We start from the raw sequence: 19904 nt of genomic DNA, 5'->3' as shown, positions 1-19904 counted from the left end.
AGCATGATTTTCAAGGAGATAAAAGGATGTCTGGAACCCTAGCAACCCCGCGCGCGTTACTGTCGCTGCTGGTGGCGGCCTCTCTGGTGGTCGCCGGCGCCGCGCAGGCCGACGATGCCGGCATCAAACCACAAGACATCAAGCGCCAGGCGCTGTCGTCGACGGTGGTGGAGATGGCCTACAGCACCTCGCAACAGGCGCTGTTCGTCAGCGCGCCGGATTGGAAGGAAGAGGCGCGCTCCCGCGTACTGCGGCTGGATCCCAACACCCTGGCGATCAAGGCGGAGATCCCGCTGCAGGTGAAAGGCTTCGGCGTGGCGCTGAACGACGCGGGCAATCGCCTGTACCTGACGCAGGCCTTCAACGGCGAAGTCGGGGTGGTGGACACCACCACCAACCACGCGCTGGGCAGCATCAAGCTGCTGGACAAGGCGGTGCTGGAGCAGGCTTACAAGCAGGCGGGCATCAGCGGCAAGCGTCTGGATTTCCTGTTGGCGGAGCTGAAGAAGTTTAAAATCACCGAGGACTACCTGTATCGCCTCCGCGAGATCAAGTATGACGCGCAAAGCGGCCGTCTGTTCCTGCCGGGCCTGGGTTTCGGCGTCGACAGCGTGCTGTACGTGGTCGATACCAAGGCCGGCAAGCTGGAGAAAGTGATCCCGGGCTTCGGTTACAACGCGGTGGGCATCACGCTGGATGAGAAGGGCCGTCGGGTATTCGTTTCCAACATGCAGGGGCAGGTGATCACCCTGAACGCCGACACGTTGGCGATCACCGCCACGCACGAAGTGCAGGCCGATCAACTGCTGAACCTGGTGTATGACCCGGCGGGCAATCGCCTGCTGGGCGTCGATCAGGGCATCGATCGCGACGACTACCGCAACCATCATCTGGGGCACGACTACGTGAAGCGCAGCAGCGGCCACCGGGTATTTGCGCTGGATGCGGACAGCGGCAAGGTGCTGGCCAGCGAGCTGACGGATGAGGTGCCGATCGGCCTGTTGCTCGACGAGCGCAGCCAGCGGCTGTATGTCGCCAACCGCAAAGGGGTACGCGTGGATCACGGCGCCGGGACGCTGACGGTGTTTGACGCCAAAACGCTCAAGCGTCTGCAGACCGTGGATTTGCCGCCGCACCCTAACAGCCTGGCGCTGGATCCGAAAGGTGACGCGCTGTTCGTGACGGTGAAAAACGACGGCGCTTCCACCAAGGCCGGCAAGCCGGAAAGCGTGGTGCGTATTCAACTTCATTCCAACTAGCTGAATATAAAGATAAAAAAAGGGCGCCGCGGCGCCCTTTGTCGTTGGGACATGTCATCAGAAGTGGGTGTTGATGCTCATGTAATAGGTACGGCCCGGTTCGTTGTAGGTAGCCGCGCCCGCGCCGGCGATGTTGATCGCGCCGGTGTTCGGATCGCCCACGTTCTGCGCGTTGCCGGCGCGGAACTGGCGTTTGTCGAACAGGTTGTCGATGCCGGCGGTGAGGCTGACGTTTTTGGTCAGGTCATAGGTCGCGCTGGCGCCGACGACGGCGTAAGGGCTGACCTCGCGGGTTTCGCCGCCGGTGGCCGGTTTACCCTGGTAGTTGTACTTCTTCGGCTTCTGACGGCCGTACCAGGTCAGGGTGGACTGCATCGACAGATCCTGCGTGGCCTGCCAGCTGAGGGTCGAGTTGACGGTGAACTTCGGGATCACCGACAGGTAATCGCCGGTGGTCTTGTTCTTGTTCTCGATCATGTAAGTGGCGTTGTTGCTCCAGGTGACGGTCTCGCTGACCGGCACGTTCAGCGAGCCTTCCAGCCCCTGCACCACCGCCTTCGGTACGTTCTCCCACTGGTAGACCGCCGTGCCGGTGCTGCTGGTGGCGATGCGAGAAGTGCCCGCTTCGATCTTGTTGTGGTAATCGTTGCGGAAATAGGTTACGCCGGCCAGCCAGCCTTCGTTATGGAACTCCAGCCCGATCTCTTTGTTGACGCTGGTTTCCGCTTTCAGATCGTCGTTGCCGAGCAGGTAGCATCCGTTGGTGGTATCACCGGCCGTACAACCTTGACCCGCGCTGTATAACACGTAGTTGCTGTTGGTCTGGAATAGATTAGGCGCTTTGTACGAACGCGCGATACCCATCTTCAGCGTGAAGTAATCGCCCAGCTCTTGCGACAGGTTCAGCGCCGGGCTCCAGTTGTTGCCGGATTCTGAATGCAGATCGTAGCGCAGGCCCGGCGTCAGCATGGTGGTGTCGGTCAGCTCAATATTGTCTTCGGCAAACAGCGAGAAGATATGTGCGGAGGAATAAGGGTTGCGATTGCTGCTGGAGATGCCTTCAATTGCTCCCCCGGTTTTAGCCCCTTCAAGCGATTGTGCGATAGAAGAGCCGTCTTTCATCCGCTGCTGGGTCCACTCGGTGCCCAGCGTGGCGGTTTGCGCGACGCCCAGCTCAAACGGCACGCTGACTTCGCTGTGCGCCAGGAAGTCGTCCAGCTTGGTGGTGCCGAAACCGGTGTTTTTGGTGTCGAAGATGCCTTCGGTGCCGCCGGCCAAGCCCTCGTTCAGGCGGGTGTTGCGGGTGCGTTCGAACTGCACGTAGTTGTTGGTGCTCACGCCGTTGTCCCAGGCGCCGCGGTGGGTCAGGCCGAAGGTTTCACGGTAGATGCGGTTGGTCTCTTTGCCGTAGTTGCTCTGCACCAGGGCGTTGGTGTTGGTGTTCTGGGTATCGCCGGCGTACAGGTTGCCCTGGCGGCCATAGGCGTACTCGAACTCCAATGACTGCAGATGGGCGAAGTCCCAGTGCAGCAAGGCGTCGATGTTTTTATCGACCACCCCTTCGCGTCCAGCCGGGATACTGCTGGCATAGGCAGCTCCTACGCGTTCGGATTTATGCGATTCGTTAATGTCCCAGGCGTCGGCCTGCGTTTTGCTGTAGCCGCCGAACAGGCGGAAGCTCAGGGAATCGCTCAGCGGGCCGGACAGGCTGAAGTCGGTACGCTTGGTGGCGCCTTCCTGCTTGTGCTGCGGCACGTTGAAGTAACCGTTCAGCGAGCCGTGCAGCGCATCGCCGGCTTTCTTGGTGATGATGTTGACCACGCCGCCCGCGGCGCCGTTGCCGTAGCGCGCTGCGGCAGGGCCGCGCAGAACTTCGATGCGCTCGATCATTTCCGGCGGCACCCAGGCGGTATCGCCGCGCGAGTCGCGCTCGCCGCGCCAGCCCTGACGCACCGAGTTGCGGCTGGAGGCCGGTTTGCCGTCGATCAGAATCAGGGTGTTTTCCGGGCCCATGCCGCGGATATCGATCTGGCGATTGTTGCCGCGCTGGCCGCTGGTGGAGTTGCCGGTCAGGTTAACCCCGGGCATGGTGCGGATCAGTTCGCTGATGTCGCGCGCCGGCGGGCGTTTTTTGATCTCGTCGGCGGTGATGGTGGACACCCCCGGCGCCTGCAGGTTCTGCCGGGCGGCGGTCACGACGATGGTGTCTTCGCCGCGCGGCTTTTTCTCCGTGGCGCCGCTGTTCTCTTCCGTGGTGGTGGTGTCGGTCTGCTGCGCGGCGTTGGCGAACGCGGACGCGCCCAATCCCAAGCCGATAAGAGTGGCTAAAGAATAACGTGATAGCTTGCTTTTCATCTGAGTGTCCTACCTTGCTGCCATCCCTCGCCGAATGGGGGGAAGGGCGGTTGTAGTTTTTGTGTAGTCGGAAATAGAAAATCGGCTGCGGCAAGGGATGCCATTGATGTATCCCCGATCCCTGTCCGTTGCGCGCAATACCAGCACGATCTCCAAGCCTTACACACTATTGCAAATGCAAATTATTATCAATAGTATTTGGCGTACAGTGCGTTCGGGCGGTGGCCGGCGATAGGGAAAAGTCGACGTTCCCGGTGCCGCCAACTACAAAATGGGTAGGCGTTGTGAATACAGAACTACAGTCAGAAAGCAGCAGATTATTGGCCAGCAGCAATGCGGGCAGTCCAGGGTGGTGGTTGACGGTGGCACGACGCGGTACGCCATGGGTAGAACCGGCGGGTAACGGCCGGTGGCGCACCACCTTCTTCTGGCGCGATCCTCAGGGATGCGAATTGACCTCCGCCTACCGTCGCGTGTGGATCAACATTAACTGCCTGACCGACCATCATCAGCCGAATCCGCCGCAAAGCCTGCAGCGCTTGGCCGGTACTGACGTGTGGTACTGGCAGACCGAGCTGAGCGGCGCCTGGCGCGGCAGCTACTGCTTTATCCCCTGCTTTGACGAGCGGCCGCCGGCGTTCAGCGGCGACGATGCGCACGCCAACATGCACAGCCTGCGTCACTGGTGGCACCAGGTGTTCGCCAGCGCTACCCCCGATCTGCTCAACCCTTATCGCTCCTGGCAAAGCGCCAGCGGCCACAGCGTCTCCGGTCTGCACATGCCGGATGCGCCGCCGCAGCCGGTATGGCGCTCGTTCGACGAGTATGAGATCGCCAGCGGGCGCTGCACGCCACCACTGCCGGCGCGTTTGCAGCGCCATACCTGGCAGAGCGAACGCCTGGGCAACAGCCGCGACGTCTGGATCTACACCACCGGCGACAGCAAGCCGGCCGAGCGCCCGCTCGCGATCCTGCTAGACGGCCAGTTCTGGGCGAAGCAGATGCCGGTTTGGGAGCCGCTGATGCAGCTGACCCGCGAGGGGGCGTTGCCGGAAGCGGTGTATGTGCTGATCGACATCATCGATCTGCCGCACCGGGCGCGAGAATTAACCTGCAAGGACGATTTCTGGCTGGCGGTGCAGGAAGAACTGATGCCGCAGCTGGCCGACTGGGCGCCGCACAGCGACAAGCCGGCCGATACGGTGGTGGCGGGGCAAAGCTTTGGCGGCCTGGCTTCTCTGTACGCCGGGCTGCGTTGGCCGCAGCGCTTCGGCGCGGTGATCACCCAGTCCGGCTCCTACTGGTGGCCGCGGCGCGACATGCTGCAGCTGCCGAGCATTCCCGATGACGCCTGCTGGCTGATGCAGCAGGTAGAACGGCACGGCCTGGGCAACCACGGCGCGCTGAAGGTCTTTATGGAAGCCGGTTCGCAGGAAAAGCTGGTGCATCGGGTCAGCGGCGAAATGGCGGCGCGCCTGAGCGACGCCGGCCATCGGGTGCACTACCGGGTGGTGGAAGGCGGGCACGACGCGCTGTGCTGGCGCAGCGGCCTGACCGATGGGCTGCAGGCGGTATGGGCCTCCGCTTTCGCCACCGCTTATCCGGTATCGGCGACGGCAACGGCACGAGGAACACATGGTGGAAAGCCTGAATCCGTTCGATGATCAACAGCAGCGCAGCCTGGTGCTGCGCAACGTACAACAACAATACAGTTTGTGGCCGGATTTCCGCGCCATTCCGTCCGAGTGGACGATCGTCTTTGGCCCGGCGGCGCGCCCCGCGTGCAACGAGTGGCTGGAACAGCATTGGCAAGATATTCTGCCGGTCGCAGCACGCGAGGCGTGACCGGCGCCAGGTAATTACGGGAGCAATAAGCAGTGTCACACACCCCTAACTCTCTCAGCGGCCCGGCGCTTGCGGGCGAATGGCCGCTGGTCGCGGCGCAACCCGGCATCTGGGTCGCCGATCAAATCTCCCCGCATCGCAATGCCTACGCGGTGGCCCACGCCATCGAACTCAACGGCCCCATTGCCGTAGAGCCTCTGCTGCAGGCCATCATCCAGGGCCTGGGCGAGGTGGACATGCTGCGCCTGCGTTTTGCGGAACGCGACGGCGTGCCGGTGCAATGGCTGGACGACGCGCTGGCGGTGTATGAGCCGGAACTTGTCGATCTGACGATGTCGTCGGATCCTGAAGCCGCCGCGCGCGCGCTGATGGACATCGATCTGGCGAGCGATCTGCGCGCCGGCAGCGGCGCGCCGCTGTATCGCCATGTGGTGATGCGTTTGGCGGATGACCGTTGGTTCTGGTATCAGCGCTATCACCATCTGCTGGTGGACGGTTTCAGCTTCACCGCCATCGCTCGCCGCGTGGCGGCGATTTATACCCACCTTTGCCGCGGCGATGCGCTGGAACCGACGCCTTTCACGGCGTTCAGCGACGTGGTGGCGGAATACCAGGCTTACCGGGAAGCGCCGGCCTGGCAACGCGACGCCGATTTCTGGCGCGAGAAAGCGCAGCAGCTGCCGCCGCCGGCCACGCTCTGCCCGCAGCCGCTGGCCGGGCAAACGCCCACGCCGCGCATCCATCGATTGGAACAGCGCTGCGATCCGCAGGCCTTCGCCGAACTGGTGCAGTGCGGCGCGCAGCAGAAGCTGAACGCCGCCGATATGGCGGTGGCGCTGGTGGCGTTGTGGGTGTCGCGTCTGAGCGGCCAAGCGAGCTTCAGCGCCGGTTTTATCTTCATGCGCCGCACCGGATCGGCCGCCCTGTGCGCGGCCGGCCCGGTGATCAACGTGCTGCCGATGGAGATGCACCTCGAGCCTCAGGCCACGCTGTATGAGGCCGCCGCCCGCATCAGCCGCGAGCTGAAAACGGTGCGCCGCCATCAGTGCTACGACGCCGAACAGGTGCAGCGCGATCTGGGGCGCATCGGCGACGGCGAACCGCTGTACGGCACGGTCTTCAACTTCAAAATGTTCGATTACCAGCTGGATTTCGCCGGCATCGAAGGCATTACCCACGATCTGGCCTCCGGGCCGGTGCGCGATCTGGAGATTGCGCTGTTTATCGACGAGCACCATCAGCTGAAGGTGGAGCTGCTGGCCAACGCCGAGCGTTACAGCCGTCAGGAACTGCTGGCGCATCTGCAGCGGTTGCCGCTGCTGCTGGCGCAGTTCGCCGCGCAGGCAACGTTGCCGATCGGCGAAGCCGACATGCTGACCGCCGACGATCATGCGCTGCTGGCGCGGGTCAACGACACGGCGCATCCGGTGCCGGCGGCCACGCTGAGCCAACTGCTGGCGCAGCAGGCGCAAATTACGCCGAACGCGCCGGCGTTGGCGGATGCGCATTTCAACTTCACCTACCGCGAAACGCGCGAGCAGGTCACGGCGCTGGCGCGCCAGCTGGTGGCGCAGGGCGTGCAGCCTGGCGACATCGTGGCGGTGGCGCTGCCGCGTTCGGTGTTCCTGTCGCTGGCGTTGATGGCGATCGTAGAAGCGGGCGCCGCCTACCTGCCGCTGGATACCGGTTATCCGGACGAGCGGCTGGCGATGATGCTGGAAGACGCCGAGCCCCGGCTGGTCATCACCAACCCGGCGCAGCAGGCGCGCTTCGCCGACAAGGGCGAAATCTTGCTGTATGACGCGCCGCTGGCGGCCGATCATGCCGCCGGGGTGGCGATCGCGGGCCCGACGCCGGATCATGCGGCCTATATCATCTTTACCTCCGGTTCCACCGGGCGCCCGAAAGGCGTGCTGGTCGGCCATCAGGCGATCGTCAACCGCTTGCTGTGGATGCAGCACCAGTATCCGCTGGGGGCGGACGACGCGGTGCTGCAGAAAACGCCATGCAGTTTCGACGTCTCGGTGTGGGAATTCTTCTGGCCGCTGATGGTCGGCGCCCGGCTGGTGATGGCGCCGCCGGAGGCGCACCGCGATCCGCAGCAGCTGCAACAGCTGATCGCGCAACACCGCATTACCACAATGCACTTCGTGCCTTCGATGCTGGCGGCTTTCGTGGCCGCACTGGACGACGACGCGGCGGTGGCGAACTGCGCCGCGCTGCGCCAGGTGTTCTGCAGCGGCGAAGCGCTGCCGGCGGAGCTGTGCCGCCTGTGGCAAAGCCGCACGGCAGTGCCGTTGCATAACCTCTACGGCCCGACCGAGGCGGCGGTGGATGTGACCTGGCATCCGGCCTACGGCGACGCGCTGGCGAAGGTGACCGGCGCCAACGTGCCGATCGGCCTGCCGGTATGGAACACCGGACTGCGCATTCTGGACGCGCGCCTGCGGCCGGTGCCGCCGGGCGTGGCGGGCGATCTGTATCTGACCGGCGTGCAGCTGGCGCACGGCTACCTTGGCCGGCCTGATCTGACCGCCAGCCGCTTTGTCGCCGACCCGTTCGGCGAGGGCGGACGGATGTACCGCACCGGCGACGTGGCGCGCTGGCTGCCGGACGGCGCGGTGGAATATTTGGGCCGCAGCGATGATCAACTGAAGATCCGCGGGCAGCGTATCGAGCTGAGTGAAATCGACCACGCCTTGCTGTCGCTGCCGGGCGTGCGCCAGGCGGTGACGCATGCGCTGGTGTTGCAGGGCACGCCGGTGGACGCCGGCGGCGATGCGCGCCAGCTGGTGGGCTATCTGGTGATGCAGCCCGGCGCGAGCTGGGATGCGGAAGTTTTGCGCGCGGCGCTGGCCGAGCGCCTGCCGCCGCACATGGTGCCGGTGGCGTTGGTGGAAATGAGTGATTTGCCGCTGAGCGCCAACGGCAAGCTGGATCGCAAGGCTTTGCCGCAGCCGCAGGGAGGTGAGCGCAAGGCGGGGCGGCCGCCGCAGGCCGGGTTGGAAAGCGAGATCGCTGCGGTATTCGCCCGTTTGCTGCAGCGCGAGCAGGTGTTCGCCGACGACGATTTCTTCGCGCTTGGCGGCCATTCGCTGCTGGCGATGCGCCTGGCGGCGGAGTTGCGCCGCGATCTGGGCAAGGCGGTGTCCGTCGGCCAGGTGATGGTGGCGTCGCGCGTTGAGCAACTGGCCGCCTTGCTGGCGGAAGATCGCACGCAGGAAGAGGCCGATCGCAGCGGCTTCGACAGCGTATTGCCGCTGCGCGTCACCGAGGGGCCGACGCTGTTCTGTCTGCACCCGGCGTCCGGTTTCTCCTGGCAGTTCAGCGTATTGCCGCGCTATCTCGATCAGCACTGGTCGCTGGTCGGCATCCAGTCGCCGCGGCCGGACGGCCCGCTGGCGCTGAGCGAAGATATGGATCAGGTGGTGGATGCCCACTTGCAGACGGTGTTGCAGGTGCAACCGCACGGGCCGTATCACTTCATCGGCTACTCGCTGGGCGGCACGCTGGCGCAGGGCATTGCCGCCCGGCTGCAGGCGCGTGGCGAGCAGGTGGCGTTCCTCGGCCTGCTGGATACCTATCCGCCGGAGACCCAAAACTGGGACGTGATGCTGGACGACAACGTGTTGAAGGAAGTGCAGCGTGAGCGCGAGCAGTTCCTGGCGGTGTCGCAGGACACGCTCGATCCGGCACTGGGTGAGGCGCGCACGGTGATGTTCGACAACATTGAAGCCAACTACGCCGATTCGGTGCGGTTGCTGTCGCACACGCGGACCGCCCGTTTCCACGGCCAGGCGACGCTGTTCGTCGCCAAGCGCACGCTGCAGGACGGGATGGACGTGCAGCAAACCTGGTCGCAGTACGTCGATGCGCTGCAGGCGCACGAGCTGGACTGCGCGCATGTCGATATCGTTTCGCCGGCGTCGTTCAAAGTGCTGGGGCCGCTGCTGAACCGGATCTTGCGCACGCTGTAATTACGCCCTCATCCCGCCGCCAGGCACGGGTATTGTCCCGCGTTTGGCGGCGTTTCTTGCGGTCGCTCACAATTGAATATCAATGATTTTTATTATCATTATTGATTTCGTCATCTGTGCTAGCATAGCGCTCCGCAACTGCAGAATCCCCGTTTAAAGATGTGGTGAACAACCGATGAGTAGCAAACCCTCCATCCTGCTTGATTTCAGCCTGCTGAAAACCAACCGGGCTTTCCGCGCGGTATTCTGCGCGCGTTTCATCTCCATTGTGGCGCTGGGGCTGATGGCGATCGCCATCCCGGTGCAGATCCAGGCGCTGACCGGTTCCACCCTGCAGGTCGGGCTGGCGGTGACGCTGGCCGGCGGCGGCATGTTCGCCGGGCTGCTGATGGGGGGCGTATTGGCCGATCGCTATGAGCGGCGCCGGCTGATTCTGTTCGCGCGCTCCACCTGCGGCGTCGGCTTCGTCGGCCTGTGCCTCAACGCCCTGTTGCCGTCGCCTTCGCTGGCGGCCATTTATCTGCTGGCGGTATGGGACGGCTTCTTCGGCGCGGTGGGGGTGACGGCGCTGCTGGCGGCCACGCCGGCGCTGGTGGGCCGCGAAAACATCGTGCAGGCGGGCGCCATCAGCATGCTGACGGTGCGCTTCGGCTCGATTCTTTCCCCGGCGATTGGCGGCCTGGTGATCGCTCATATGGGCATCGCCTGGAACTACGGCCTGGCGGCGTTCGGCACCCTGCTGACGCTGTTGCCGCTGCTGAGCCTGCCGCAGCTGATGCCGCCGCCGCAGCCGCGGGAACATCCGCTGCGCGCGCTGGCGGGCGGTTTCGCCTTCCTGTTCCAGAACAAGGTGATCGGCATGGTGGCGCTGATCGGCGCGCTGCTGACCATGGCCAGCGCGGTGCGCGTGCTGTACCCGGCGATGGCGGAAAGCTGGCGCATCGACGCAGCCCACCTCGGTTATATGTACGCCGCCGTGCCGCTCGGCGCGGCCATCGGCGCGTTCACCAGCGGGCGCGTGGCGCACGTGGCGCGCCCCGGTTGGGTAATGCTGCTGACGGCGATCGCGGCGTTCGCCGCCATTGGCCTGTTCGGTCTGATGCCGTGGTACAGCCTGGCGTTGCTGTGCCTGGTGGCGTTCGGCTACCTGAGCGCGCTGAACTCGCTGCTGCAATACGGCCTGATCCAGAGCCTGACGCCGGATAACTTCCTTGGCCGCATCAACGGCCTGTGGACGGCGCAAAACGTGGTGGGCGATGCGCTGGGCGCGTTGCTGCTGGGGGCGATGGGCGCCTTCATGCTGCCAGCGATGAGCGCCAGCGGTTTCGGCTTCGGCGCGGCGCTGCTCGGCATCCTGTTGCTGTTCGCCATGACCGGTTTGCGCCAGGTCACGCTGCACAAACCGGAGCCGCATAACGAGGCGCAACCAGCCAGCGAAAAGTAACGTCATGCGCTAATGCGACGCTGTGGGATCAAATAGCAATGCTTATCATCGGCATGCGTAAAACCCACAGCGTTTATGTCATGATTTCGAAATGAAAGAAGTGCTTACGTTTATTGACATAGCAAATATCGGCGAGTAATTTAGCGCGGAATTAACTCAAATGATAATCATTATTATATTGGTTATCACTTCAAATTATTGAGGGCGAAGCGATGGATACTGCCGTGAACGACATCAATCGAAAGGAAATGCAGGAGCGCGAAGAACACCGGTTCGCCGCTGATTTTTCTCCGGCGTCGGGCTTCTTCTTTACCTCCCCTTTCCGCAGCTTGACCACCACCGGTTGTTTCAGCCGCATTCGCCTGCCGGCCGCGGACGGCGCCGATCTGAACGGCGAGTTCCAGCGCAGCGTACGGCAGGCGTTTGCCGAGGCCCGCCAGGCCGGCATCAAAAAACCGCTGCTGTGCGGCGCCATTCCGTTCGATACCCGGCAGCCTTCGGCGCTGTTTATTCCCCAGCAGAGCCGCTGGTTCGATCGCGCCGCCTTTATGGCCGGCGTTAGGCCGGCGGCGGATGGGCCGGAGCTGGCCGGCGTAACGGAACTGCCGCCGCAGCAGCCGTTCATGAACATGGTCAGCGACGCCGTCGACGCGATGAAGGCCGGTGAGTTGGACAAAGTGGTCTTGTCGCGCCTGCTGGAGATCGAAACGCGCCAGCCGGTGGATCGCCATGCGCTGATGGCGCGCGTGATTGCCCAGAACCCGCACGGTTTCCATTTCCATGTGCCGCTGGAGCAGGGCGCGCTGTTGGGCGCCAGCCCCGAGTTGCTGCTGCGCCAGGACGGCGGCCGTTTCTATTCCAACCCGCTGGCCGGTTCCGCCCGGCGCGAGGCCGACCCAGAGCGCGATCGCGAAGTGGGAGAGCGGTTGATGGCCTCGGCGAAAGATCGCCACGAGCATCGCATCGTTACCGAAAGCATGCGTGACGTGCTGGCCGGCCGCTGCCGCTACCTGAACGTGCCGCACACCCCTGAACTGTTGACCACCACGACGCTGTGGCATCTCTCCACGCCGATCGACGGCGAGGCGGCGTCTCCTGACGAAAATGCCCTGTCGCTGGCCTGCCTGCTGCACCCGACGCCGGCGCTATGCGGCATGCCGACGGCTGAGGCGCACGCCTTGATTGGCAAGCTGGAGCCGTTCGATCGCGGCCTGTTCGGCGGCATCGTCGGCTGGTGCGACGACGAAGGCAACGGCGAGTGGGTAGTGACTATCCGCTGCGGCACCGTTGACGGCAACCGGGTGCGGCTGTTCGCCGGCGCCGGCATCGTGGAAGACTCTTCACCCGAATCTGAATGGCATGAAACAGGCACCAAACTCAGCACTATTCTGCGTGCCTTTGGTATAAATCAAGGATAACGACAAGATGAGCATTGCCTTTACCCCCTGGCCGGCGGAGTTCGCCAGCCGCTATCGCGAGCGCGGCTACTGGATAGACAAGCCGCTGACCGAGATCCTCGACCGCCAGGCCGACAACGACGCCCCGGCGATTATCGATGCCCAGGGCAGCCTGACCTACCGCGAGCTGCAGCAGCGCGCCGATCGTCTGGCGGCCGCTCTGCTGCGCCGCGGCGTAAAATCCGGCGATACCGCGCTGGTGCAGCTGGGCAACGTGGCGGAGTTCTATATCGTGTTCTTCGCGCTGCTGAAAATTGGCGTGGCGCCGGTCAATGCGCTGTTCAGCCATCAGCGCAGCGAACTGAACGCCTATGCCGAGCAGATCAAACCGGCGCTGCTGATCGCCGATCGCCAGCACGGGCTGTTTGCCGACGATCAATTCCTGAACGCCTTCCGCGCTGCGCATCCTTCGCTGCGCGTCGTGGCGCTGCGCAGCCAGCCTGAGGGCGAGCTGGCGCTGGCCGCCTGGCTGGGCGAAGCGAGCGACGGTTTTGTCGCGCAGCCTTCCGCGGCCGACCAGGTGGCGTTCTTCCAGCTTTCCGGCGGCAGCACCGGTACGCCGAAGCTGATCCCGCGCACCCACAATGACTACTACTACAGCATTCGCCGCAGCGTGGAGATCTGCCGTTTCGACGCGCAGACCCGTTATCTGTGCGCGCTGCCGGTGGCGCACAACTACCCGATGAGTTCGCCGGGCGTGCTGGGCGTGTTTTATGGCGCCGGGCGGGTGGTGTTCGCCGCCGATCCGGACGCCGGACAGTGCTTTCGCCTGATCGAACAGCATCAAATCAACGTGACGGCGCTGGTGCCGCCGGCGGTCACGCTGTGGCTGCAGGCGATCGAAGAGTGGGGCGGCAATGCCCAGCTCGCCAGCCTGAAACTGCTGCAGGTGGGCGGCGCCAAGCTGGGCGAAACGCTGGCGGCGCGCATTCAGAACGAAATCGGCTGCCAACTGCAGCAGGTGTTCGGCATGGCGGAAGGGCTGGTGAACTACACCCGGCTGGACGACGACGAGCGCCACATTCTGACGACGCAAGGGCGGCCGATGTCGCCGGACGACGAGGTGTGGGTGGCGGATGACGACGGCAATCCGTTGCCGGCGGGCGAGGTTGGGCGGTTGATGACGCGCGGGCCTTACACCTTCCGCGGTTACTACCAGAGCCCGGCGCACAACGCTGACGCCTTCGACGCCAACGGTTTCTATTGCTCCGGCGATCTGATCAGCATCAGCGAAGACGGTTACATCACCGTGCAGGGGCGGCAAAAAGACCAGATCAACCGCGGCGGGGAGAAGATCGCCGCCGAGGAGATCGAGAACCTGTTGCTGCGTCATCCGGACGTGATCAACGCCGCGCTGGTGTCGATGCCGGATGCGCTGATGGGGGAGAAGAGCTGCGCCTATATCATCGCCAACGCGCCGCTGAAGCCGGTGGTGCTGCGCCGCCACCTGCGTGAGCAGGGCGTGGCGGACTTCAAGCTGCCGGATCGCTTTATTCAGGTGGACAGCCTGCCGCTGACCCCGGTCGGCAAAGTGGACAAAAAACGGCTGCGCCAGCAACTCGACGCGCAACTACAGACTCAGGCTCAGGGAGATTAATCGATGGCCATTCCAAAACTTAATGACTACGCGCTGCCGACGGCGGACGAACTGCCGCAAAATAAAGTCACCTGGCAGGTGGAGCCGCAGCGCGCCGCGCTGTTGATCCACGATATGCAGCAGTATTTCCTCAACTTCTGGGGCGAGGACAGCGCGCTGATTAAACAGGTGGTGGAGAACATCGCCAACCTGCGCCGCTACTGCAAGCAGCAGGGCATCCCGGTGTTTTATACCGCACAGCCGAACCAGCAGAGCGATGAAGATCGCGCGCTGTTGAACGACATGTGGGGGCCGGGCCTGAACAAACACCCTGAGCAACAGGCAGTGACTGCCGCGCTGGCGCCGGACGAAGACGACACGGTGCTGGTGAAATGGCGCTACAGCGCTTTCCATCGCTCGCCGCTGCAGGAGATCCTGCAGGAGTCCGGCCGCGATCAGCTGATCATCTGCGGCGTGTATGCGCACATCGGCTGCCTGACCACCGCCATCGACGCCTTCATGCGCAACATCCAGCCTTTCATGGTGGCCGACGGCCTGGCGGACTTCTCGCGCGACGAACACCTGATGGCACTGCGTTACACCGCCGGCCGCTGCGGCCGGGTGGTGACCACCGCGTCTCTGCTGCCGGCGGCCGGCATCGCCAGCATCGACGCGTTGCGTCAGCAGATCCTGCCGCTGCTGGACGAAGACAGCGAAGACATGGGCAACGATGAAAACCTGATCGATTACGGGCTGGATTCGGTGCGCATCATGGAACTGGCGACCCGTTGGCGCAAGATCCGCAGCGACATCGACTTTATCGCGCTGGCGCGCAACCCGACCATCGACAGCTGGTGGGCGCTGCTTTCCGAAGAGAAAGCCTGATTTTAATCACGAGCAGAGGGCGGCCGTTCGGCCGCCCTGTTGGCTCTATAAGGAGATTTTGATGAATACTTTGATCACCAAGGGAAAACGTGCGGCATTTCCGCTGATGCTGCTGTCTACGCTGCTGTTCTCCAACACCTTGCTGGCGCAGACCGCGCCGGAAGTGCTGCGCAAGCCGGTCGGCAAGGGCGCCTATGAAATGGCCTACAGCCCGAGCGAGAACGCGCTCTACCTGGCCACCTCGCAGAGCCGCAAGCTGGACAAGGGCGGCATCGTCTACCGTTTGGATCCGGCCACGCTGGACGTGACCCAGATTATCCATAACGACATCAAGCCGTTTGGCGCAGCCGTCAACGCCAAGACGGGCATGCTGTTCTTCGGCAACACCGTCAATAACTCGGTGACCGCCATCGACGCCAAGACCGGCGACGTGAAAGGCCGCTTGGTGCTGGACGCGCGCCAGCGCTCCGAGACCGTCAAGCCGCTGGCGCCGCGCGAGCTGGTGGCGGATGCCGACAGCGATACCTTGTACATTACCGGGCTGGGTGAATCCAGCGTGGTGTGGGTGGTGGACGGCAAGGATCTGACCCTGCGCGCCACCGTGACCGACACCGGCAGATACGGCACTGGCCTGGCGCTGGACGCCGCCGCCAAGCGCCTGTACGTCACCAACGCCGACGGCGAGCTGGTGACCATCGATACCCAGAGCAACAAGGTGCTGTCGCGCAAGAAGCTGGATGAGGCTAAAGAGCACTTCTTCCTGAACCTCAGCCTGGATACCGCCACTCACCGCGCCTTCATCACCGATTCCAAGCAGCCGCAGGTGCTGGTGGTGGATACCCGCAACGGCAACATCCTGAGCAAGATCGACGTGCCGGAATCGCTGGCGGTGCTGTTCAACCCGGCGCGCAATGAAGTTTACGTGACCCACCGCCAGGCGGGCGAAGTGAGCGTGATCGACGCCAAGAACTACAAGGTGCTGAACACCATCAAGACGCCGACCCACCCGAACAGCCTGGCGCTGTCGCCGGACGGCCAGACGCTGTATGTCAGCGTCAAGCAGGCTTCCAGCCGCGAGAAAGAAGCGACCGCGCCGGACGACGTGATCCGCGTAGCGCTGAAATAATCCCTCGCTGGTTAAGCGCACACCGAACAGGCGAAGCGGCGACGCTCCGCCTGTTTTTTTTCGCCGTGCGATCTGCGGTATAAAGAGGGGATTGCATTATTGACCCGAAGGAACGTTGGATATGCCCGTCTCACGCTCTCCGCTGTTGTTGTCCATTATCACCTTGCTGCTGCTGGCCGCGCTGATCCACAGCGGCATCAGCCCTTACGATCGCACCACCTGGCTGATGGAGGTGGCGCCGGTATTGATCGTTTTGCCGCTGCTGTGGCTGAGCCATCGCCGTTACCCGCTGACGCCGCTGCTCTACACGCTGATTTTCTTCCACGCGCTGATCCTGATTTTCGGCGGCATGTACAGCTACGCCCGCGTGCCGCTGGGGTTTGAGGTGCAGCAGTGGCTGGGGCTTGGCCGCAACCCATACGACAAACTGGGGCATTTCTTCCAGGGGTTGGTGCCGGCGCTGGCGGCGCGCGAGATCCTGCTGCGCGGCGGTTATGTGCGGGGTCGCAAAATGCTGGGCTTCATGGTGTGCTGTATCGCGCTGGCGATCAGCGCGGTGTATGAACTGATCGAGTGGTGGGCGGCGCTGGCGCTGGGCCAGGGCGCCGATGAGTTTCTCGGCACCCAAGGCGACCCGTGGGACACGCAGTCCGACATGTTCTGCGCCTTGCTCGGTGCGATAGCCGGCCAGTGGCTGTTCGGTGGTTGGCAAGATCGGCAACTGCGGCGTTTAAAGGCGTAAGCCCGGCGGCGGTTGGGCCTGGTGAAAATAGATATTTCTCGTGCCGCCCGGTATTTGCCGGGCGGCATTTTTAATGCCGACATGATAAAACAACAGCTATCAGTTAAATATTTTGTACTCTGTAATAAAGCGCAATGTTATTTCCTATATTTATGTTTAATTAGTTTTTTATATGTTTTTATAAGAATTTTCTTAACCCATGCCGTGTGCTAGTATTCCCGTGTTTAACAAGGGCTAATTAGTATTGATTAGTTTTTTGAGCGGGGAATAATGAGATACATTATTAATAATAAGATTAAATATCATGAAGATAGATCAGAACTGGTGGATCTCGACGCTGAGCTGCCGCCTCAACCGCTCACCGCCACGTTGAACCGCCTGCTGTCCGCGTTGGTCAGAAACAATAACCTTGTGATCTCTCGCGATACCTTGCTGACGCAGGTATGGGAAGCACACGGCCAGGTGGCCTCCGGCAATAACCTCAATAACACCATTTCCATTCTGCGCAAGATGTTCGCCGCCCTGGGCGAGGACGACATTATCGTCACGTTGCCGCGCCAGGGATTCATGTTTACCGCCGCTTCGTTGAAGACGACGGACAGCCAGGCGGAAGGCTTGCCGCAGGCGGAGACGCCAGCCACGGTGGCTGAGGGCGTATCTTCGGGGGCTTCGAGACGCCTCGCTCGCCTTAAGCGTTTTGGGTTGGCCGCTTTGCTGCTGCTGGCAACGGGGAGTGGGGTATGGGCCTGGCAGGATGCCGGCTATGCGCCGCTGAGTTCGGTAAGCGTCGGGAAAATCGGCAAATGTGACGTCAGGTTTGTGACTTCCTATCATAAGCCTGTTTCTGGGCAGGTGGATTTGACGCATTTGCAAAATATGCTGGCGCAAAGAAAATCAGATCGATGCACGGAACCGGCGACGTTGCTTTATTACGATAGCAAATCGGTGTTGTCTGATGCCATTGGGCGAGTCAGAACGTCTTACTACTATTATTGCCCACAGAACGCGATAGCTACGGGCCAAATGCAATGCGAGAACTACTATGAAGACCGCGCTCAGTAAGCGCTTTTGGCGTTATAGCTACGCTCTGTTGAGTCTCGTGGCGGTGTTAGGCTGTGGCATTTCCGCGTATTTTCTGTTTCTCAAACCGGGGATGCCCGAGTGTCGGGCGGTGCTGTACATGAGCGATCAGATATCCGATAAGTTGATACAGCGGGTTTTGTTGCTCAGCGTAGTGCCGGATGGGCCCCGAAAGGCGACTTTGTTAATGAATGGCAGTCTGTTTGATGGTGACAGGCGTTATGTCATTGATCGGATTTTAGTGGTCGACTATCAGAAACAAGGGAGTAACTACAGGCTGCATTTGAAAGAGACAATAAGAAAGCCTTTGGATAATTTGGAGAAAGAAGACTTTAATCGACGATTGCCGATGTCCGCACCGGTATTCCATTGGCGGATAGAGCGAGTTGATCCGCGGCACTATCTTTTTACTGGTAACAATGCCCCATTTTTTGTTTGTGCCACTGCAGCTTGAAGGCTCCCCCGGCGTGCCGGGGGGCATTTGTTTCGTTGGCCCTGGGGATAAATGGCGCAAGGTTAAGGCTGTTTATTATTGATGTAATTGTTAATACAAGGGCTATTACTGGCTCGCGGACAATAGGTTAACCATTGCTCTTCTTTTTCGGCGCTGTCATTACGCATGTTGTCATAGTAATAGACATCCGCCTGATATTGACAGTTGAATCCAGCCTGCCGTATCTCTCGCTTAATGCTTGCCAGGTCGCCGCTGCCTAATCGCATGGTATAGATTTGGCAATTTTGCTCATTGCCCAGCGGATAAACGCTGATGCGCGTGCTGTTTTGATAAAGCACAATCGCGGCAAACGGCACTAAACAAGCGGCCATAATCATAATTAAACGCTGCGCCGAGCGATGAAAGTTAGGCAACCGAGCCTTCGGTGGCGGCGTTGAGGCTATTTCGGTTTCGCTATAATCATTACTTTTAATCTCATCTGTTTTTATATCCATCTGTTGAATGCTTAAGGCATTAAATTTGAACCCCTGACGGGGATAGGTGACAATAATATCCTCCGCGCCGAACTGCGCCAATGACTTGCGTAAGCCGGAAACGTAATTATTCAGGTTGTTATTGGAGGCTTTCAGCCCATGTTCAACCCAAACGTGGCTTTGTTGAATAAATCGAACTTTTAGGTGATTAGCGGATCTGATCGATACAGTCGTTTCAGCATTGGATCCCCATGGCAAAGCAAAAGTTTAAAATCACTAACTGGTCCGCCTACAACAACGCACTCAGGCAGCGCGGTTCACTCACTGTGTGGCTTGATGAGTCAGCCATTGCAGCATGGACTGACAGTACACAGCCCGAAGGGCGTGGCCGTCCGCTTCACTACACCGATATGGCTGTCATCACGGTTCTGATGATGAAGCGCGTGTTCAACCTGTCGCTCCGGGCATTACAGGGCTTCGTTGACTCGATTTTTAAGCTGATGGCTCTGCCGCTGTGCTGCCCGGATTACTCTCTGGTCAGCAGGCGGTCAAAGACCGTCAACATCAACATAAAGACGCCAACCCGGGGTGAAATCGCGCACCTGGTCATCGACAGTACAGGCCTGAAGGTTTTCGGTGAAGGTGAATGGAAAGTCAGGCAGCATGGGGCCGACAAACGCAGAGTGTGGCGCAAGCTCCATCTGGCCGCAGACAGTGCGACGCACGAGATTATCTGTGCCGATTTATCGCTCAGCGGAACGACAGATGCACAGGCACTGCCGGTGCTGATTAACCAGACCCACCGGAAAATCAGGGAAGCCTCAGCAGACGGCGCCTACGATACCCGTTACTGCCATGATGCTTTGCTGAGGAAAAAAATCAGGCCGCTCATTCCGCCACGAAGTGGTGCGCAATACTGGCCCGACAAGTACCATGAACGTAACCACGCCGTGGCAAATCAGCATCTGAGCGGCAGCAATGACGTCTGGAAAAAGAAAGTGGGTTATCACAGGCGTTCAGTGGCAGAAACGGCCATGTTCCGGTTCAAAACGCTCTTGGGTGCTCATCTGAGCCTGCGGGACTATGACGCGCAGGTGGGTGAAGCAATGGCGATGGTCAAAGCGCTGAACCGGATGACGCTGTTGGGGATGCCGGACAGCATCCGGATCGCATAACGGGTGTACCGGCGGGAGCTATCCTGTCGCCTGACTCTGATTTATTCAACAAAGCC

General features: G+C 61.6%; 15 protein-coding genes. 13 read left to right on the top strand and 2 right to left on the bottom strand.

Annotated elements, in window-relative coordinates; genetic code table 11:
• Window positions 1-26: 26 nt before the first annotated feature.
• Window positions 27-1259: a YncE family protein gene (locus tag ADK28_RS17170; RefSeq protein WP_016929407.1), complete on the top strand. Its 1233-nt coding sequence runs from the start codon at window positions 27-29 to the stop codon at window positions 1257-1259.
• 57 nt (window positions 1260-1316) lie between these two features.
• On the opposite strand, the gene ADK28_RS17165 is transcribed toward ADK28_RS17170, so the two are convergent.
• A complete protein-coding gene (locus ADK28_RS17165; RefSeq protein WP_048796230.1) occupies window positions 1317-3614 on the bottom strand; it encodes a TonB-dependent siderophore receptor in 2298 nt (765 codons plus the stop codon).
• Window positions 3615-3898: 284 nt separating this feature from the next.
• Between ADK28_RS17165 and fes the strand changes: the two genes are divergently transcribed.
• From fes to ADK28_RS17110, 11 genes are all read left to right on the top strand, one after another.
• Window positions 3899-5278: an enterochelin esterase gene (gene fes, locus ADK28_RS17160; RefSeq protein WP_075202095.1), complete on the top strand. Its 1380-nt coding sequence runs from the start codon at window positions 3899-3901 to the stop codon at window positions 5276-5278.
• Window positions 5253-5459 (top strand): MbtH family protein, encoded by a 207-nt coding sequence (locus ADK28_RS17155; protein WP_048796235.1) that lies wholly within the window; start codon window positions 5253-5255, stop codon window positions 5457-5459. The genes fes and ADK28_RS17155 overlap by 26 nt, the downstream gene beginning before the upstream one ends.
• A 32-nt stretch (window positions 5460-5491) precedes the next feature.
• A complete protein-coding gene (locus ADK28_RS17150) occupies window positions 5492-9436 on the top strand; it encodes an enterobactin synthase subunit F (protein ID WP_048796229.1) in 3945 nt (1314 codons plus the stop codon).
• 175 nt (window positions 9437-9611) lie between these two features.
• Window positions 9612-10880 carry an enterobactin transporter EntS gene (gene entS / locus ADK28_RS17145; RefSeq protein WP_033638942.1) on the top strand — a complete coding sequence of 423 codons (1269 nt, stop codon included), beginning with the start codon at window positions 9612-9614 and terminating at the stop codon, window positions 10878-10880.
• 212 nt (window positions 10881-11092) lie between these two features.
• Window positions 11093-12298: an isochorismate synthase gene (locus ADK28_RS17140; RefSeq protein WP_042706404.1), complete on the top strand. Its 1206-nt coding sequence runs from the start codon at window positions 11093-11095 to the stop codon at window positions 12296-12298.
• A 7-nt stretch (window positions 12299-12305) separates the two neighbouring features.
• Window positions 12306-13934, top strand: a complete 1629-nt coding sequence (locus ADK28_RS17135) for a (2,3-dihydroxybenzoyl)adenylate synthase (protein ID WP_048796228.1) — start codon at window positions 12306-12308, stop codon at window positions 13932-13934.
• A gap of 3 nt (window positions 13935-13937) precedes the next feature.
• Window positions 13938-14798 carry an isochorismatase gene (locus ADK28_RS17130; RefSeq protein WP_016929399.1) on the top strand — a complete coding sequence of 287 codons (861 nt, stop codon included), beginning with the start codon at window positions 13938-13940 and terminating at the stop codon, window positions 14796-14798.
• Between the two features lie 106 nt (window positions 14799-14904).
• The gene (locus ADK28_RS17125) at window positions 14905-15924 is read left to right on the top strand and encodes a YncE family protein (protein ID WP_414711763.1); all 1020 of its coding nucleotides are present in this window, start codon (window positions 14905-14907) and stop codon (window positions 15922-15924) included.
• 121 nt (window positions 15925-16045) lie between these two features.
• Complete coding sequence (locus tag ADK28_RS17120) at window positions 16046-16666, top strand: DUF2238 domain-containing protein (protein ID WP_042706402.1); 621 nt, start codon at window positions 16046-16048, stop codon at window positions 16664-16666.
• Window positions 16667-16936: 270 nt separating this feature from the next.
• Window positions 16937-17728, top strand: coding sequence for a winged helix-turn-helix domain-containing protein (locus tag ADK28_RS17115; RefSeq protein ID WP_048796226.1), 792 nt, complete (start codon window positions 16937-16939; stop codon window positions 17726-17728).
• Window positions 17709-18200 carry a hypothetical protein gene (locus ADK28_RS17110; RefSeq protein WP_048796225.1) on the top strand — a complete coding sequence of 164 codons (492 nt, stop codon included), beginning with the start codon at window positions 17709-17711 and terminating at the stop codon, window positions 18198-18200. The genes ADK28_RS17115 and ADK28_RS17110 overlap by 20 nt, the downstream gene beginning before the upstream one ends.
• A 62-nt stretch (window positions 18201-18262) precedes the next feature.
• Here ADK28_RS17110 and ADK28_RS17105 read toward each other — a convergent pair whose 3' ends face one another.
• On the bottom strand, window positions 18263-18775 hold the full coding sequence (locus ADK28_RS17105) for a hypothetical protein (protein ID WP_193392137.1): 513 nt from the start codon (window positions 18773-18775) through the stop codon (window positions 18263-18265).
• A 149-nt stretch (window positions 18776-18924) separates the two neighbouring features.
• On the opposite strand from ADK28_RS17105, the gene ADK28_RS17100 reads away from it, so the two are divergent.
• Complete coding sequence (locus ADK28_RS17100; RefSeq protein ID WP_048795946.1) at window positions 18925-19848, top strand: IS5 family transposase; 924 nt, start codon at window positions 18925-18927, stop codon at window positions 19846-19848.
• The last annotated feature ends 56 nt before the right edge of the window (window positions 19849-19904 follow it).

The organism is Serratia sp. 506_PEND (genome assembly GCF_001076875.1).
Classification (GTDB): Bacteria; Pseudomonadota; Gammaproteobacteria; order Enterobacterales; family Enterobacteriaceae; genus Serratia; species Serratia marcescens.
The sequence above is the reverse complement of the archived record's forward strand: the minus strand, read 5'-3'. Positions and strand labels throughout refer to the sequence as shown.

Coding starts and splice junctions, on each gene's coding strand:
- ADK28_RS17125 (WP_414711763.1), top strand. CDS start 14,905: ATGCTGCTGTCTACGCTGCTGTTCTCCAACACCTTGCTGGCGCAGACC.
- ADK28_RS17120 (WP_042706402.1), top strand. CDS start 16,046: ATGCCCGTCTCACGCTCTCCGCTGTTGTTGTCCATTATCACCTTGCTG.
- ADK28_RS17140 (WP_042706404.1), top strand. CDS start 11,093: ATGGATACTGCCGTGAACGACATCAATCGAAAGGAAATGCAGGAGCGC.
- ADK28_RS17130 (WP_016929399.1), top strand. CDS start 13,938: ATGGCCATTCCAAAACTTAATGACTACGCGCTGCCGACGGCGGACGAA.
- ADK28_RS17110 (WP_048796225.1), top strand. CDS start 17,709: ATGAAGACCGCGCTCAGTAAGCGCTTTTGGCGTTATAGCTACGCTCTG.
- ADK28_RS17170 (WP_016929407.1), top strand. CDS start 27: ATGTCTGGAACCCTAGCAACCCCGCGCGCGTTACTGTCGCTGCTGGTG.
- ADK28_RS17115 (WP_048796226.1), top strand. CDS start 16,937: ATGAGATACATTATTAATAATAAGATTAAATATCATGAAGATAGATCA.
- ADK28_RS17100 (WP_048795946.1), top strand. CDS start 18,925: ATGGCAAAGCAAAAGTTTAAAATCACTAACTGGTCCGCCTACAACAAC.
- ADK28_RS17165 (WP_048796230.1), bottom strand. CDS start 3,614: ATGAAAAGCAAGCTATCACGTTATTCTTTAGCCACTCTTATCGGCTTG.
- ADK28_RS17135 (WP_048796228.1), top strand. CDS start 12,306: ATGAGCATTGCCTTTACCCCCTGGCCGGCGGAGTTCGCCAGCCGCTAT.
- entS (WP_033638942.1), top strand. CDS start 9,612: ATGAGTAGCAAACCCTCCATCCTGCTTGATTTCAGCCTGCTGAAAACC.